Origin of the sequence: Gilliamella sp. Pas-s25, from assembly GCF_009795885.1 — a bacterium.
Classification (GTDB): Bacteria; Pseudomonadota; Gammaproteobacteria; order Enterobacterales; family Orbaceae; genus Gilliamella.
The window spans coordinates 17,741-34,086 of record NZ_WTEV01000013.1 but is presented as its reverse complement, the minus strand read 5'-3'; the positions used below and the strand labels follow the sequence as shown (position 1 = coordinate 34,086).

Annotated in this window: 12 protein-coding genes; 10 read left to right on the top strand and 2 right to left on the bottom strand. The window is 38.1% G+C overall.

The window, feature by feature from the left end; all coding sequences use genetic code 11:
• Nucleotides 1-7 precede the first annotated feature (7 nt).
• From parC to GQ593_RS07440, 10 genes are all read left to right on the top strand, one after another.
• Nucleotides 8-2,236 carry a DNA topoisomerase IV subunit A gene (gene parC, locus GQ593_RS07485; RefSeq protein WP_160431474.1) on the top strand — a complete coding sequence of 743 codons (2,229 nt, stop codon included), beginning with the start codon at nucleotides 8-10 and terminating at the stop codon, nucleotides 2,234-2,236.
• Nucleotide 2,237: 1 nt separating this feature from the next.
• The gene (gene djlA / locus GQ593_RS07480; protein ID WP_160431473.1) at nucleotides 2,238-3,083 is read left to right on the top strand and encodes a co-chaperone DjlA; all 846 of its coding nucleotides are present in this window, start codon (nucleotides 2,238-2,240) and stop codon (nucleotides 3,081-3,083) included.
• Between the two features lie 14 nt (nucleotides 3,084-3,097).
• Nucleotides 3,098-4,543: a TrkH family potassium uptake protein gene (locus tag GQ593_RS07475; protein WP_160431498.1), complete on the top strand. Its 1,446-nt coding sequence runs from the start codon at nucleotides 3,098-3,100 to the stop codon at nucleotides 4,541-4,543.
• Between the two features lie 142 nt (nucleotides 4,544-4,685).
• Entirely contained in the window at nucleotides 4,686-6,260 is a 1,575-nt protein-coding gene (locus GQ593_RS07470; RefSeq protein ID WP_160431472.1) for a TerC family protein, read from the top strand.
• Nucleotides 6,261-6,457: 197 nt separating this feature from the next.
• Complete coding sequence (locus GQ593_RS07465) at nucleotides 6,458-7,768, top strand: NCS2 family permease (RefSeq protein ID WP_085247535.1); 1,311 nt, start codon at nucleotides 6,458-6,460, stop codon at nucleotides 7,766-7,768.
• A gap of 319 nt (nucleotides 7,769-8,087) precedes the next feature.
• Nucleotides 8,088-8,462 carry a 30S ribosomal protein S12 gene (rpsL, locus tag GQ593_RS07460; protein WP_034883792.1) on the top strand — a complete coding sequence of 125 codons (375 nt, stop codon included), beginning with the start codon at nucleotides 8,088-8,090 and terminating at the stop codon, nucleotides 8,460-8,462.
• Between the two features lie 101 nt (nucleotides 8,463-8,563).
• Nucleotides 8,564-9,034, top strand: coding sequence for a 30S ribosomal protein S7 (gene rpsG, locus GQ593_RS07455; protein ID WP_034915550.1), 471 nt, complete (start codon nucleotides 8,564-8,566; stop codon nucleotides 9,032-9,034).
• A gap of 114 nt (nucleotides 9,035-9,148) precedes the next feature.
• On the top strand, nucleotides 9,149-11,251 hold the full coding sequence (gene fusA, locus GQ593_RS07450; RefSeq protein ID WP_085247534.1) for an elongation factor G: 2,103 nt from the start codon (nucleotides 9,149-9,151) through the stop codon (nucleotides 11,249-11,251).
• A 69-nt stretch (nucleotides 11,252-11,320) separates the two neighbouring features.
• The gene (gene tuf / locus GQ593_RS07445) at nucleotides 11,321-12,505 is read left to right on the top strand and encodes an elongation factor Tu (protein WP_065635286.1); all 1,185 of its coding nucleotides are present in this window, start codon (nucleotides 11,321-11,323) and stop codon (nucleotides 12,503-12,505) included.
• Nucleotides 12,506-12,933: 428 nt separating this feature from the next.
• Nucleotides 12,934-13,896: an aldo/keto reductase gene (locus tag GQ593_RS07440; RefSeq protein ID WP_160431471.1), complete on the top strand. Its 963-nt coding sequence runs from the start codon at nucleotides 12,934-12,936 to the stop codon at nucleotides 13,894-13,896.
• A 106-nt stretch (nucleotides 13,897-14,002) separates the two neighbouring features.
• Here the strand turns inward: GQ593_RS07440 and GQ593_RS07435 are convergent, their stop codons facing one another.
• On the bottom strand, nucleotides 14,003-14,179 hold the full coding sequence (locus GQ593_RS07435) for a hypothetical protein (protein WP_160431470.1): 177 nt from the start codon (nucleotides 14,177-14,179) through the stop codon (nucleotides 14,003-14,005).
• A gap of 64 nt (nucleotides 14,180-14,243) precedes the next feature.
• Entirely contained in the window at nucleotides 14,244-16,331 is a 2,088-nt protein-coding gene (gene flhA, locus GQ593_RS07430; protein ID WP_160431469.1) for a flagellar biosynthesis protein FlhA, read from the bottom strand.
• Nucleotides 16,332-16,346 lie beyond the last annotated feature (15 nt).

The window sequence follows — 16,346 nt, the reverse complement described above, 5'->3', positions numbered from 1 at the left end:
AACAATAATGAGTGAGATAACTCATGACGGAGTAGAAGTCCAGTCGCTACGTACCTTTACCGAAAGCGCCTATTTAAACTACTCAATGTATGTCATTATGGATCGTGCGCTACCGTTTATTGGTGACGGTCTTAAGCCCGTGCAACGACGTATTGTCTATGCCATGTCAGAACTAGGTTTAAATGCACAAGCAAAATTTAAAAAATCAGCACGTACCGTAGGGGATGTGCTTGGTAAATATCATCCTCATGGTGATAGTGCTTGCTATGAAGCGATGGTACTGATGGCACAACCATTTTCATATCGTTATCCATTAGTTGATGGACAAGGTAACTGGGGGGCGCAAGATGATCCTAAATCATTTGCCGCCATGCGTTATACCGAATCACGCTTATCAAAATATGCTGAATTATTATTAGCTGAATTAGGGCAAGGAACGGTTGATTATACGCCTAACTTTGATGGTACACTGCAAGAGCCTAAAATGCTGCCAGCCAGATTGCCAAATATTTTATTAAATGGCACAACGGGGATTGCAGTTGGTATGGCAACTGATATTCCTCCACATAATATTCGTGAAGTGGCGAATGCGGCAATGATGTTGGCTGATAACCCAAATGCAACTTTAAGCGAAGTAATGGCTCACATACAAGGGCCTGATTTCCCAACGGAAGCTGAGATTATTACGCCGGCAGAAGACATTGCGAAAATTTATAAAACTGGGCGTGGCTCAATCCGTATGCGTGCAGTTTGGAAAAAAGAAGATGGAGATATTGTAATTACTGATCTCCCTCATCAAGTGTCGGGCGCTAAAATTTTAGAGCAAATTGCCTCTCAGATGCGCGCTAAAAAACTGCCGTTGATTGAAGATTTACGCGATGAGTCGGATCATGAAAATCCAACTCGTTTGGTGATTGTGCCACGTTCAAATCGAGTCGATTTAGAGCAAGTAATGAATCATTTATTTGCAACAACCGATCTTGAAAAAAGTTACCGCGTTAATATGAATATGATTGGGCTTGATAATCGCCCATCAGTCAAAGGTTTGGTTGAAATTCTTACTGAATGGCTAGCGTATCGCAAAAATACGGTCACTCGTCGCCTAAATTATCGTTTAGATAAAATTTTAAAAAGGCTACATATCCTTGATGGTTTATTAATTGCATTTTTAAATATTGATGAAGTGATCGAAATTATTCGTAACGAAGATGAACCAAAGCAGGAGTTAATCAGCCGTTTTGCATTAACCGATATTCAAGCCGAAGCAATTTTAGAATTAAAACTGCGTCATTTAGCCAAACTTGAAGAAGTGCGTATTAAAGGTGAACAACGTGATCTGGCAAAAGAGCGCGATCACTTACAAGCCTTATTATCTTCACCGAAAAAACTCAGTAATTTAATTAAAAAAGAGTTACAAGAAGATGCTGAAAAATATGGCGATAAGCGCCGCTCTCCGATTGTTGAGCGCAGTGAAGCAAAAGCAATTAGTGAACAAGCATTAACGCCATCTGAACCTGTGACTGTGATTTTATCGGAAATGGGTTGGGTAAGAACGGCAAAAGGTCATGATATTGATCCAGTTGGTTTAAGTTATAAAGCGGGCGATAGTTTTAAAGTTGCAGCTAAAGGTAAAAGTAACCAACCCGTTATTTTTATTGATTCAACCGGCCGTAGTTACGCAATAGAGCCAAATACATTACCATCTGCTCGAAGCCAAGGTGAACCATTAACCGGTAAATTGGCTCTTCCTGCTGGGGCAACGGTTGAACATGTGCTGATGAATCAAAATGAGAATCAAAAATTCCTACTTGCATCCAGTGCAGGTTATGGTTTTATTTGTCAATTCAGTGATTTAATTGCTCGCAACCGTAATGGTAAGGCGATTATTAATTTGCCAAATAATGCAAAAATACTTGTTCCTTTGGAAATCCTATCGGAAGAGAGTTTACTTCTAGCAATTACCCAAGTGGGTCGAATGCTCATTTTTCCGGTAAAAGATTTACCACAACTTGCCAAAGGTAAAGGAAATAAAATTGTGTCGCTCTCTGGTGCTGATGATAGTCTTTCTTATATGATATTAATTAACTCAGAAGCATCAGTGACTTTGTACGCAGGAAAACGCAAACTGACACTCAAACCTGCTGATTTACAAAAATTTAGAGCAGAGCGAGCACGCAAAGGTGCAACATTACCACGAGGTTTACAGAAGATAGATAAAATTGAGGTGAATGAATAATATGTCTTTTATCTGGGCAATAATTACGGGCTTTGTATTAAGTATTGTATTAAAAACAGGATGGGGGTTTATCCTTGGGCTATTTATTGGTCCAATGCTTTATCAAGCATTTTGCAATAAATTGACAGAACAAAAAACTAAAGCAAATCCAGAACTTTACTTAACGGTTGTTTTTGAAGTCCTTGGTCATTTAAGTAAAGCAAAAGGTGTTGTCACTCAAGATGACATCAATCTTGCTAGCCAATTTATGGACAGATTACAACTGGATCGAAATAGTCGAAAACTAGCACAAGACTCATTTAATCGAGGCAAAGCAAGTGACTACCCACTCCGATCTCGTTTGGCGGAGTTATATGCACAATATCGTTATCGACGCAATGTGTTAAATATTTTTTGTGAACAACTGATCCAAGCAGCATTAGTTGATGGCATTTTAGATGAAAAAGAGCAACAAATTCTTTTTATTGTGGCTGAAGAATTTAATATTCCACGTCAACAAATGGCAATATATGTTCAAATGATGATGGGTAGTTACCATTTTCGCCAAAATGGTTATCACAACCAACAAAATCAGCGAGGACAATATCAACATGGTAATCATTATGGTGGTTATCAAGGGCGATCAACACAGACCGATCTGCAAAATGCTTACAAAATTTTGGGTATTGACTCCTCTGCGGAAATCTCAGAAATCAAAAGGGCTTATCGTAAGTTGATGAACGAACACCATCCAGACAAATTAGTATCTAAAGGTTTACCGAAAGAAATGCTAGAGGCAGCCAAAAAACGCGCGCAAGAGATTCAAGCTGCTTATGATCTTATTAAATCAGCTCGTGGTTTTAAATAGAGACTATCATTATGATGCATTGGCGATCGATTCTGCGCATTATTGGGCTATTAATTTCCCTGTTATCAATATTTATGCTACTACCGGCGCTGATTGCCTTAATCTATCGTGATGGTGCAGGCGCAATCTTTGTTCGATCATTTTTTGCAGCATTGTTATTAGGCTGCTTATTATGGCTACCTAATCGCCACCATCGTCATGAACTGAGCACGCGTGAAGGCTTTTTTATTGTCGTACTATTTTGGGTTGTGCTTGGTACAATCGGAGCCTTTCCTTTTATTTTTGATACACATATTAATTTAAATTTAACCAATGCCTTTTTTGAATCATTCTCAAGCTTAACCACAACGGGCGCGACAACAATTGTTAAGTTAGATCACCTTCCTAAAGCTTTACTTTTTTACCGTCAATTACTGCAATGGCTGGGTGGTATGGGGATTATTGTTTTGGCTGTTGCCATCTTACCATTATTGGGGGTAGGGGGTATGCAGCTTTATCGTGCGGAAATCCCTGGTCCACAAAAAGATAGTAAAATGCGTCCTCGCATTGCCGAAACTGCAAAAACGCTTTGGTCAATTTATATTTTGCTAACAACACTTTGTGCCATTTGCCTATGGGTGGCTGGTATGAATGTATTTGATGCTGTATCACATAGCTTTTCAACGATATCAATGGGGGGATTTTCAACTCACGATGATAACCTTGCTTATTTTAATAGCGCTACAATCAATTACATTGTCACCCTCTTTTTAATTTTATCGGGTTGTAATTTTGCACTACATTTTGCCGCATTAAGCGGATTTTCAATTAAGGTTTACTGGCGAGATCAAGAATTTAGAACGTTCGTTTTTATTTTGGCTGCTTTAATTGCAATTTGTGCATTTGGCATTTATGTTTATCAACCAGAAAGAAAATTAAGTATCGATAAAATAGTACTGCAAGTTGTATCGATAACAGCAACGGTTGGTTTTACCGTTGATGATATTAACACATGGCCTTCATCATTACCCATTTTTTTACTGTGTGCTTCATTTATTGGTGGTTGTGCGGGGTCCACTGGTGGTGGTTTAAAAGTGGTTCGAGTCCTGCTTTTGTTTATGCAAGGCTCGCGTGAATTAAAGCGGTTAATTCATCCAAATGCTATTTATACCTTAAAATTAAACAATCGTGTGGTTCCTGAGCGCATTATCGAGGCCGTTTGGGGATTCTTTTCGGCCTATGCGTTAGTTTTTTTAGTCAGCTTATTTGTTATTATGGCAACCGGTATTGATGCGACTGATTCTTTTTACATTGTAGCCTCATCACTGAATAATTTAGGGGTTGGTCTTGGTAGTGTAAGCGATAATTTTGCGAGTGTTAGTGATGTAGTAAAATGGGTTATGGTGGTCGATATGCTATTTGGGCGCTTAGAAATATTTACTTTGCTGGTTTTATTTACGCCAACATTTTGGCAAAGCTAACTTTATATTCAAACATATACTTTTCTGAAAGTTTTTGACAACACCCACAATTTTTATAAATATTTTATTGATTATTTGCTCAATTACAGACAGAATTACAACGCAGCATGTGCTGTATTTATAAGAGGTAATCACCTGACATATGGAATGGATCATGGATCCTACAATTTGGATTGGCTTATCCACTCTGGTTGTACTTGAAATCGTCCTTGGTATTGATAACATTGTTTTTATTGCCATTCTTGCCGAGAAACTACCTCCCCAACAACGTGACAAAGCACGCATAACAGGCTTGGCCTTTGCATTAATTACACGAATATTGCTATTAATGTTTACAGGTTGGTTAGTCACCCTCACCACACCGCTATTTTCAATATCGGAAATCAGCTTTAATGCGCGCCAACTGATTATGTTAATTGGGGGTATATTTTTGCTATTCAAAGCTACCATGGAGCTTAATGAACGCCTTGAAGGCGCTACAAACGAAGATGGCAAACCTAAAAAAACCTCTCACTTTTGGACTGTTGTTGCTCAAATAGTCGTACTTGATGCGGTGTTCTCGCTCGATTCAGTCATTACGGCGGTGGGAATGGTTGAACATATTCCTGTGATGATTATTGCGGTATGTATTGCTATCGGTATTATGATGGTTGCGAGTAAACCACTGGCTAATTTTGTTAACGCTCATCCAACTATTGTTATCCTCTGTTTGAGTTTTTTATTGATGATCGGTTTTAGTCTGGTTGCCGAAGGATTTGATTTTATGATTCCGAAAGGCTATTTATATGCGGCTATTGGCTTTTCAATCATGATTGAGTTTTTCAATCAATTAGCTATTTTTAACCGTCGTAAAGCATTAAATAAAAAACCATTACGAGAACGCACAGCCGAAGCAATTTTACATCTATTAAAAGGTGATGCAGAAGAAGATCCCGATAATCACACCATTGATGTAGCATCAGATACTAATAAAAAATCGCCGGTATTTAATCATCAAGAACTGAGTATGGTTGAACGAGTTCTTGGACTGGCACAACGTTCAGTCAGCAGTATTATGACATCTCGACTTGACGTTGATATGGTCAATATTAATGACGATCGTGATGCTATTATAAAAGAGATTTTTGAAAACCCACATTCACGTTTAGTTGTTACCGATAATGTTTCAATTGATGAACCACTAGGAATCATCCAAGTTAATGATCTATTAAAAGATATACTACAAAGTAAAGAGCCTATTGATATTCACTCACTTATCAAACAACCCCTGATCTTCCCTGAGACTGTATCGTTACTAGTTGCATTAGATCAATTTAAAAAAGCCAAAACCCATTTTGCTTTTGTGGTGGACGAATTTGGCTCAATGCAAGGGGTTGTTTCGGTGACAGACATTATTGAAACCATTGCTGGCGATTTTCCAACTGAAGAAGAGGAAATTGATGCTAAACATGATATTCAATCTCTCGATGAAAATAGCTGGATGGCAAATGGCTATATTCCTGTTGAAGAGTTGGTGCGCTTTGTGCCAATTGCCATTGATGATAAGCGCGAGTATCACACCCTAGCAGGGCTATTAATGGAAAAAGCTCAGCATTTACTCAATGTTGGTGAAACCTTACAAATTGGCGATTACTTATTTGAAGTCACTGAAATAGAAAGCCATAGAATTCTTAAAGTAAAAATAACGTTAAACAAAGTTGATTCTGTCACATTATAGTATAGCGTAGCGAAATAACTAGAATAACGCTTGACCAAAAGAAATAACTAGCAATAATAATGCTGTAAAATTTCTGTTTATTTGAAGATGTAGGGCAATAGCTCTTCATCTTTTTTATTTTTACCTATGGGTAAAAATAGATAGCACTCTTTATAAATTTTTATTCTTGCTTATCAATCTAAATTAGGCCTTAACTTATGAATGCAATATGCGAAAAACTATTTCAATTGAAAGAGAAAAAAACAACTATCGGCACTGAGATTATCTCTGGTTGTACCACTTTTCTAACAATGGTTTATATCATTTTTGTCAATCCATCTATCTTATCTGCAACCGGAATGGATACTTCTGCTGTTTTTGTTTTAACTTGTGTGGTTACTGCCTTTGCGACAATTTTAATGGGGCTATTTGCCAATTTACCAATTGCCTTAGCACCGGCTATGGGACTTAATGTCTTTTTCGCTTATGGAATATGTGGTGCGATGGGCTATTCTTGGCAAGTGGGTATGGGGGCCATATTTTGGGGTTCATTAATCTTTTTTGCACTATCTCTATTTAAAGTCCGTCACTGGTTAATCGAACATATCCCACAATGTTTACGTGTGGGGATTAGTGCCGGTATTGGATTATTTATTGCTTTTATGGGGTTTCAAAATATGGGCCTTGTGGTTGCTTCTCCTTCCACACTCTTAACGATGGGTAATATCTTATCGCTGAAAGTGTTATTAGGATCACTAGGCTTTTTCATCATTGTTATTTTAGCGGCTCGTAACTTTCATGCAGCAGTATTAGTTTCGATTTTAGTGGTTACATTACTGGCGCTATGGCTTGATCCTAATATTAGTTACCAAGGTATTGTGTCTATGCCACCAAGTGTTACCAGCGTTGTTGGTCATGTTGATCTAGCTGGCTCACTTAATATCGGTATTATGGGCGTTATTTTTTCGGTAATGATTGTCAGCTTATTTGACTCATCAGGCACTATTTTAGCATTAACCGATAAAGCTGGCATTAGTGACGAAAAAGGTCGATTTCCTAAAATGCGCCAAGCGCTATTAATTGATAGCTTTAGCTCTTCTTTAGGTGGATTATTTGGCACATCCTCAGTGTTAACCTATATCGAAAGTTCAGCCGGTATTTCAGTGGGGGGGCGCACAGGGTTAACAGCGGTTGTTGTCGGTCTATTATTCTTAATCGTGACTTTTTTATCGCCTCTTGCCCATTTAGTACCAAGTTATGCAACATCTGGCGCACTTATCTTTGTTGGAATTTTAATGGTTTCAAGCTTAGTGAAAGTTAACTGGTCTGACTTAACAGAGGCAACACCTGCTTTTATTACCGCAATTATGATGCCATTTGCCTTTGCCATTACTGAAGGTGTCGCACTTGGTTTTATCTCTTATGTGGTATTAAAAACCTTTACGGGTAAATTTAAGCAATTAAATCTATGTGTGATTATTTTTGCTTTACTATTCGCTTTAAAATTTATTTTTATCGATCATCACTAAAAACAATCCCCCCCATTGTTACTTGCGGTGGGGGATGAATATAGCTTTTAGCAAAACAGCTAGCACATGCATTGATATATTCATGCATCAGTTTTAAATTTAAAATTTACCGATTTTCCTTATTAAAATTGCGCCCATTTTCTATCAATAATTAATACCAAGATCAAGCACTTATTGATAGCAAAAACTTGACATTATTGCCCCTGGGGTCTAGAATCTTGCGACCCAAAACTTATATACATAGGTTTTGGTCTACAGTTATTAATTACGTATCTAAACAGCAATTTTAAATTTATTTTAATTAATCAGGAGCTTATTAATGGCAACAATTAATCAGCTGGTACGCAAACCAAGAGCACTAAAGGAAGCAAAAAGTAACGTTCCTGCCCTTGAAGCATGCCCGCAAAAACGCGGTGTTTGTACTCGTGTTTACACAACTACACCGAAAAAACCAAACTCAGCATTACGTAAAGTTTGTCGTGTACGTTTAACTAACGGTTTTGAAGTTACTTCTTACATCGGTGGTGAAGGTCATAACCTACAAGAACATAGCGTGATTTTAATCCGTGGTGGTCGTGTTAAAGACTTACCGGGTGTTCGTTATCACACTGTTCGTGGTGCATTAGATTGCGCAGGTGTTAAAGATCGCAAACAAAGCCGTTCTAAATACGGTGTTAAACGACCTAAAGCTTAATGGAACTCCGTTAAGTAAGGCCAAACTATTATAATTCCATTTAACTCATTTGAGTTTTGGGTAAACCTGAAAAATTTATAACATATAAACGGAGTATTCCAATGCCACGTCGTCATGTTGTCGGTCAAAGAAAAATTCTTCCTGATCCGAAGTTCGGTTCAGAGTTACTGGCGAAATTTGTAAATATTTTAATGATAGATGGTAAAAAATCTATCGCAGAATCAATCGTATATTCAGCTCTTGATAAATTAGCTGAGCGTAGTGGAAAAGACCACTTAGCAGCTTTCGAAGTTGCATTAGATAACGTAAGACCAACTGTAGAAGTTAAGTCTCGTCGCGTTGGTGGTTCTACATACCAAGTTCCAGTTGAAGTGCGTCCAGTTCGTCGTAATGCACTTGCAATGCGTTGGATTGTAGATGCTGCACGTAAACGTGGCGATAAATCAATGGCTTTACGCCTAGCGAATGAACTTATGGATGCTTTTGAAAATAAAGGTACCGCTGTGAAAAAACGCGAAGATGTTCATCGTATGGCTGAAGCTAATAGAGCGTTTGCACACTATCGTTGGTAATATTCACACTTGTCTTTGTATAAGTGACTTGAATTAGGACTGATAGCCCTTATCTGCTATCAGTCAACCAAAATGATGTTTTATTAAGCAAACGATTCTAAACAGAGGATTAATATGGCTCGTACAACCCCTATAGCACGCTATCGTAATATCGGTATCAGTGCACATATTGACGCAGGTAAAACAACCACGACTGAACGTATTTTGTTTTATACTGGTGTAAGTCACAAAATTGGTGAAGTTCATGATGGCGCAGCTACCATGGACTGGATGGAACAAGAACAAGAACGTGGTATTACTATCACATCTGCTGCAACAACTGCATTCTGGTCTGGTATGGGTCAACAATTTGAACCACACCGTATCAACATCATCGACACCCCGGGACACGTTGACTTTACAATCGAAGTTGAACGTTCTATGCGTGTTCTTGATGGTGCAGTAATGGTTTATTGTGCAGTTGGTGGTGTTCAACCACAATCTGAAACTGTATGGCGTCAAGCAAACAAATATAAAGTTCCACGTATTGCATTTGTCAACAAAATGGACCGTATGGGTGCTAACTTCTTACGTGTTGTTGATCAAATCAAAACTCGTTTAGCAGCAGTTCCTGTTCCTTTAGTTTTACCTATCGGTGCAGAAGAAGGATTCACTGGAGTTGTTGATTTACTTAAACGTAAAGCAATTAACTGGAATGATGCCGATCAAGGTGTAACATTCACTTATGAAGATGTACCAGCCGAGATGGTTGACCAAGTTGAAGAATGGCGTTCTTTCTTAATTGAAACCGCTGCTGAAGCAAGTGAAGAGTTAATGGAAAAATACCTTGGTGGTGAAGAGTTAACTGAAGAAGAAGTGAAAGCAGCATTACGTGAACGCGTACTTGCTAATGAAATTATCTTAGTCACTTGTGGTAGTGCCTTTAAAAATAAAGGCGTACAGTTCATGCTTGATGCGGTTATTGAATATTTACCAGCACCAACTGATGTACCTGCAATCAAAGGTGAATTACCAAATGGTGAAGATGCTGAACGTCATTCAAGTGATGATGAACCATTCTCATCATTAGCATTTAAAATTGCAACAGACCCATTTGTGGGTAACTTAACATTCTTCCGTGTTTACTCTGGTGTGGTTAACTCTGGTGATACTGTTCTTAACTCTGTTAAAGATAAAAAAGAACGTTTTGGTCGTATCGTTCAGATGCACGCTAACAAACGTGAAGAAATTAAAGAAGTTCGCGCTGGAGACATCGCTGCTGCAATCGGTCTTAAAGATGTAACTACAGGTGATACGCTTTGTGCTGAAAGTGCACCAATCATTCTTGAGAGAATGGAATTTCCAGAGCCAGTAATTTCGGTTGCTGTTGAACCAAAAACCAAAGCTGACCAAGAAAAAATGGGTCTTGCTTTAGGTCGACTAGCACAAGAAGATCCTTCATTCCGTGTTCACACCGATGAAGAATCAGGTCAAACCATTATTTCTGGTATGGGTGAGCTTCACTTAGAAATCATCGTTGACCGTATGAAACGTGAATTTAAAGTGGAAGCAAATGTAGGTAAACCTCAAGTTGCTTACCGTGAAACAATTCGCAATGAAGTAGAACAAGAAGGTAAATTTGTTCGTCAGTCTGGTGGTCGTGGTCAATATGGTCATGTATGGTTAAAAATCAAACCATTGGAAGCAGGTGGTGAAGGCTACAAATTCAACAATGAAATCGTTGGTGGTGTGGTTCCTAAAGAATACATTCCTGCAGTTGATAAAGGCTGTCAAGAACAGATGAAAAACGGTGTTCTTGCTGGTTACCCAATTGTTGATGTTGAAGTTACTATCTTTGATGGTTCTTACCATGATGTTGACTCATCAGAAATGGCATTTAAAATTGCCGGTTCAATGGCATTTAAAGATGGCTTCATGAAAGCTAAACCTGTGCTTTTAGAACCGATTATGAAAGTAGAAGTTGAAACTCCAGAAGATTATATGGGTGATGTTATCGGTGACTTAAACCGTCGTCGCGGTATGATCGAAGGAATGGAAGATACTGCAACTGGTAAAACAGTCAAAGCACAAGTTCCACTTTCAGAAATGTTTGGTTATGCAACAGACCTTCGTTCGCAAACACAAGGTCGTGCTTCTTACTCTATGGAGTTCTTGAAGTACAATGAAGCACCAACAAATATTGCAACAGCAATTATTGAAGCTCGTAAAGCGAAATAATTTTTATCTAAATAAAGTAACACTTCCCTTCGTTTATTAAGGGAAGTGATTTAATAAAGGAACATTAAGATGTCTAAAGAAAAATTTGAACGTACAAAACCCCACGTTAACGTTGGTACAATCGGCCACGTTGACCATGGTAAAACAACTTTAACTGCGGCAATTACTTCTGTACTAGCTAAAAAATTTGGCGGTCAAGCACGTGCATTCGATCAAATCGATAATGCACCAGAAGAAAAAGCACGTGGTATCACCATTAACACTTCACACGTTGAATACGATACACCAACTCGTCACTACGCACACGTAGACTGCCCGGGCCATGCTGACTATGTTAAAAACATGATCACAGGTGCGGCACAAATGGATGGTGCTATCTTAGTAGTAGCAGCAACTGATGGTCCTATGCCACAAACTCGTGAGCACATTCTTTTAGGTCGTCAAGTAGGTGTTCCTTACATCATCGTATTTTTAAACAAATGTGATATGGTTGATGACGAAGAGTTATTAGAATTAGTAGAAATGGAAGTCCGTGAACTTCTATCTCAATATGATTTCCCAGGTGATGATACACCAGTTATTCGTGGTTCAGCGCTTAAAGCGTTAGAAGGCGAAGCAGCATGGGAAGACAAAATTGTTGAATTAGCTGAAGCATTAGACAGCTACATTCCAGAACCAGAGCGTGATATTGATAAACCATTCCTATTACCAATTGAAGATGTATTCTCAATTTCTGGTCGTGGTACAGTAGTAACAGGTCGTGTTGAACGCGGTGTTATCAAAGTTGGTGAAGAAGTTGAAATCGTGGGTATCAAACCGACAACTAAAACAACGTGTACTGGTGTTGAAATGTTCCGTAAATTACTTGACGAAGGTCGTGCGGGTGAAAACGTTGGTGTATTACTACGTGGTACAAAACGTGAAGAAATCGAACGTGGTCAAGTACTTGCAAAACCAGGTTCAATTACTCCACATACTGATTTTGAATCAGAAGTGTATATCTTAAGCAAAGATGAAGGTGGTCGTCATACTCCATTCTTTAAAGGTTACCGTCCACAGTTCTACTTCCGTACAACTGACGTAACAGGTACTATCGAATTACCAGAAGGCGTAGAAATGGTAATGCCTGGTGATAACATCAAAATGACAGTATCATTAATTCACCCAATTGCGATGGCAGAAGGTTTACGTTTTGCGATTCGTGAAGGTGGTCGTACTGTTGGTGCAGGTGTTGTTGCTAAAGTTATTAAGTAATTTAACTTGCTATCATAAAGAGCAACTATTGATGCTCTTTATTATCAGTAAAAAAGGTGCACGCTGTGCGCCTTTTTTATTTTCTCATCAATAAGCTCATCTATTTTTAAATTAGCTAGCTCAATTATTACTTTGTTCAAGTCTTGTGAAATGTCCATATTTCTGACCTACCACTAAAAAATCTATCAATATGACTGCTGAGTTATCTGTCCTTACATTGAGTTCGTTGATTGATGATCAAAAGTAATTTTATAACTTAAAATTATGCATAATCTTGCTATTAATGAATTTAATTCATGAGACTATCAACTCATACCTTATTTCTCTCAGCGAATATAGCGTTTATAATAAACTCAGCAATAGTGGGTTATCGGCTTATTAGAAGTATAAAGTTTATTCAAATTCATTTATTAGAAAGAGAGGCGGTTATGGAATATCTACAACTTGGCAATTCTAATATTCAAGTATCTCGTATTTGTTTAGGGTGTATGAGTTTTGGTGATCCTGCCAGTAAAATGCATGCATGGACACTTAATCCTGATGAAAGTGAAGCAATTATCAAACATGCGTTAGATTTAGGCATTAATTTTATTGATACAGCTAACACCTATTCAGCTGGTACAAGCGAAGAATATTTAGGGCGAGCAATTAAAAAAAACATACCCCGCGAAAAAGTGGTCCTTGCAACTAAAGTCTATTTTAATGAGGGGCATCTTTCCAAAGCGGCTATTGAAAGAGAAATCAATGGTTCGCTTAAACGGCTTGGCACGGACTATATAGATTTATATATCATTCATCGTTTTGACTATACAACACCAATAGAAGAGACAATGGAGGCATTACATAATCTTGTCAAGGCAGGCAAAGTGAGAGCATTAGGCGCTTCGGCTATGTATGGATATCAATTTCATAATATGCAACTCACAGCTATCGAAAACGGTTGGACGCCTTTTGTGTCGATGCAAAATCACTATAACTTACTGTATCGAGAAGATGAGCGTGAGTTAATTCCTATCTGCCGACAATTCAATGTTTCACTAACTCCCTACAGCGCTTTGGCTGCTGGTAGACTTGCTCGGTTAGCGTGGCAAACCAATACATTGCGTAGTAAAACCGATCAGGTTGCTATTGCCAAATATGATAGCACCCAAAAAACGGATACCAATATTGTGCAAAGAGTCAATGAACTTGCCGAAAAATATGGCGTGACTATGACACAAATAGCATTAGCTTGGCAATTTGCTAAAGGTATCACCTCACCAATTATTGGCGCTACTAAAACCGAGTATTTAGATGATGCTGCTGGTTCACTGAAGGTCTCATTATCGAAAGAAGATATCACATATTTAGAAGAGCAATATATGCCACATCGTATTGTTGGTGCAATTTGATTTGTGAGATGGGAGGAAAGTTGTGCTTTTGCAAAAAGTAGATATAAAAAATATAATTAAATCAATATATTTATTAATTTTTCCCAACAATGGGCTATTTTTTTGATTAAATAGATTTGGTTGGTTTGGTTTCTAACATTTTCGCCTTTTGGCGAGGATCAATGGTTCTTATATTCGAGTTGGGGATTTTTATGTAAAATCCTCCAACTTTACTCGCATAAACCATGATACTCGCTTCTTCGGGATCACCTTTGCTTTGCTCTGATATGTAAATTTTTCCCAAAATTTGTGCTCGGTCTTGTAAATAATGCGAGTAATTACTACACATTATTAGCATAAAAGCATCACTATTCAGCACCAACTTGCGAAGTCATTTTTATCTCTCGATTATCGGTAATTTCTAAATTCGATAGCACCACTAATTGAGGAAAGTTAGGTCTTAAAAATTGCGATAACATCGGTCTTAATGCATGATTAACTAATAATACCGGTGGAGCGCCGATGGCATCTTGTTGATTAATGGCTTGTCTGATTTGTTCAATAATGTGTTCGGCAAGTCCCGGTTCAAAATTGCTGGTATTTTGCAGTGCTTGTAATAACAAACGTTCTAAATTGATATTTAATCCTATGACATTAATTGGATCAGAGCCAGGGAACCATTGTTGTGTAATCACTCTGCCTAAAGCTATTCTTACCATACTAAGTAGCTGATAAGCATCATTTTGAGTTGGCGCATGCTCACAGATTGTTTCAATAATAGTTCGCATATCTCGAATTGACACTTTTTCGGCGATTAAATTTTGCAGTATTTTATGAAAAGTAGTTAATGTCACAACGCCTGGAATAAAGTCTTCTACTAATTTTGGAATATCCTGTTTTATTCTATCGAGTAGTTCTTGGGTTTCTAAGCGTCCTAATAAGTCACTGGCAAATTGTTGTAATAAATGGTTGAAGTGTGTTGCGATCATAGTACTGGTATCCACAACGGTATAACCTAATATTTGTGCATTTTCTTTATCGCTTGCATCTATCCATACTGCTGGTAACCCAAAGGCTGGCTCGGTTGTTGGCGTGCCTTCAATCATTTCGATGACATTGCCGGGATTAATGGCTAGCCATTTATTATTCACAATTTCACCTTTGCCAATTTCACCGCCTTTGATAAATATTTTATATTGATAAGGTGCTAACGAAAGATTGTCTCTTATATGCACCTGAGGGGGTAAAAAACCCAATGTTTGCGCAAATTTTTTGCGTAAACTACGAATTCGCCCTAACAACTCTCCATTTTGAGTTTGATCGACCATTGGTATTAATCCATAACCAACTTCCATGGCTAATATATCTTCAATATTGACATCAGACCATGTCGCTTCAATATTGGCTGGCGTGGTTGCTTGCACATTAGCTTGTTTAGGCGCGGCTGTCTGTTCTGTTTTTTTCTGTTTAGTTAGCCACCAAGAGATAATGGATAAGATAGCAGTAAAGAGTAAAAAAACTAAATTTGGCATGCCCGGAATTAGCCCAAGTAAACCAATTACAACAGCGGTTAAAATTAATACTTGCGGATTGTTAAAAAGCTGGGTAATCATTTGATTACTAATGTTATCTTGCGATGTAACTCGCGTAACAATAACCCCTGCTGCTGTTGAAATAATCAGGGACGGTATTTGTGCAACCAAGCCATCACCAATGGTCAGTAACACATAGGTTTTACTTGCATCAGATAGCGCCATATCATGTTGCACAACCCCAACGAGCAAGCCGCCAATAATGGTAATGGCCATTATTAATAATCCGGCAATTGCATCACCACGTACAAATTTACTGGCACCATCCATCGAACCATAAAAATCTGCTTCTTGGGATACTTCGGCTCGACGTGCTTTGGCTTCATCTTCACCAATTAAGCCGGCATTGAGATCGGCGTCAATGGCCATTTGTTTGCCTGGCATGCCGTCTAATGCAAAGCGTGCACCCACTTCAGCTATTCTACCTGCCCCTTTGGTGATAACCATAAAGTTGATGATAACCAAAATGATAAATACGACGATACCAATAGCAAAATTACCGCCTACTAAAAAGTGTCCAAAAGCTTCAATCACCCGTCCAGCCGCAGCGCTACCGGTGTGACCTTTTAGTAAAACGACTCGTGTTGAGGCAACGTTTAATGATAATCTTAATAACGTTGCAAATAATAAGACGGTTGGAAATGCTGCAAAATCAAGCACTCGTTTAGTAAATAATGCCACAATTAATATAATAATTGATAACGCAATATTAAACGTAAAAAACAGATCCAAAATAAAGGCAGGAAGTGGTAATACCATCATTGAAAGAATCAATAAGATTAGCATTGGACCTGCCAATATCTGATAATGGCCATTTTTTAACGTATTAAGCGATAATAATGTAAGTAGTTTAGATTTAATCATAAGATGAGTAATTGC

Bases quoted from the DNA above. Each gene is read 5' to 3' on its own strand.
- parC (WP_160431474.1), top strand. From the start codon at position 8: ATGAGTGAGATAACTCATGACGGAGTAGAAGTCCAGTCGCTACGTACC.
- djlA (WP_160431473.1), top strand. From the start codon at position 2,238: ATGTCTTTTATCTGGGCAATAATTACGGGCTTTGTATTAAGTATTGTA.
- GQ593_RS07475 (WP_160431498.1), top strand. From the start codon at position 3,098: ATGCATTGGCGATCGATTCTGCGCATTATTGGGCTATTAATTTCCCTG.
- GQ593_RS07470 (WP_160431472.1), top strand. From the start codon at position 4,686: ATGGAATGGATCATGGATCCTACAATTTGGATTGGCTTATCCACTCTG.
- GQ593_RS07465 (WP_085247535.1), top strand. From the start codon at position 6,458: ATGAATGCAATATGCGAAAAACTATTTCAATTGAAAGAGAAAAAAACA.
- rpsL (WP_034883792.1), top strand. From the start codon at position 8,088: ATGGCAACAATTAATCAGCTGGTACGCAAACCAAGAGCACTAAAGGAA.
- rpsG (WP_034915550.1), top strand. From the start codon at position 8,564: ATGCCACGTCGTCATGTTGTCGGTCAAAGAAAAATTCTTCCTGATCCG.
- fusA (WP_085247534.1), top strand. From the start codon at position 9,149: ATGGCTCGTACAACCCCTATAGCACGCTATCGTAATATCGGTATCAGT.
- tuf (WP_065635286.1), top strand. From the start codon at position 11,321: ATGTCTAAAGAAAAATTTGAACGTACAAAACCCCACGTTAACGTTGGT.
- GQ593_RS07440 (WP_160431471.1), top strand. From the start codon at position 12,934: ATGGAATATCTACAACTTGGCAATTCTAATATTCAAGTATCTCGTATT.
- flhA (WP_160431469.1), bottom strand. From the start codon at position 16,331: ATGATTAAATCTAAACTACTTACATTATTATCGCTTAATACGTTAAAA.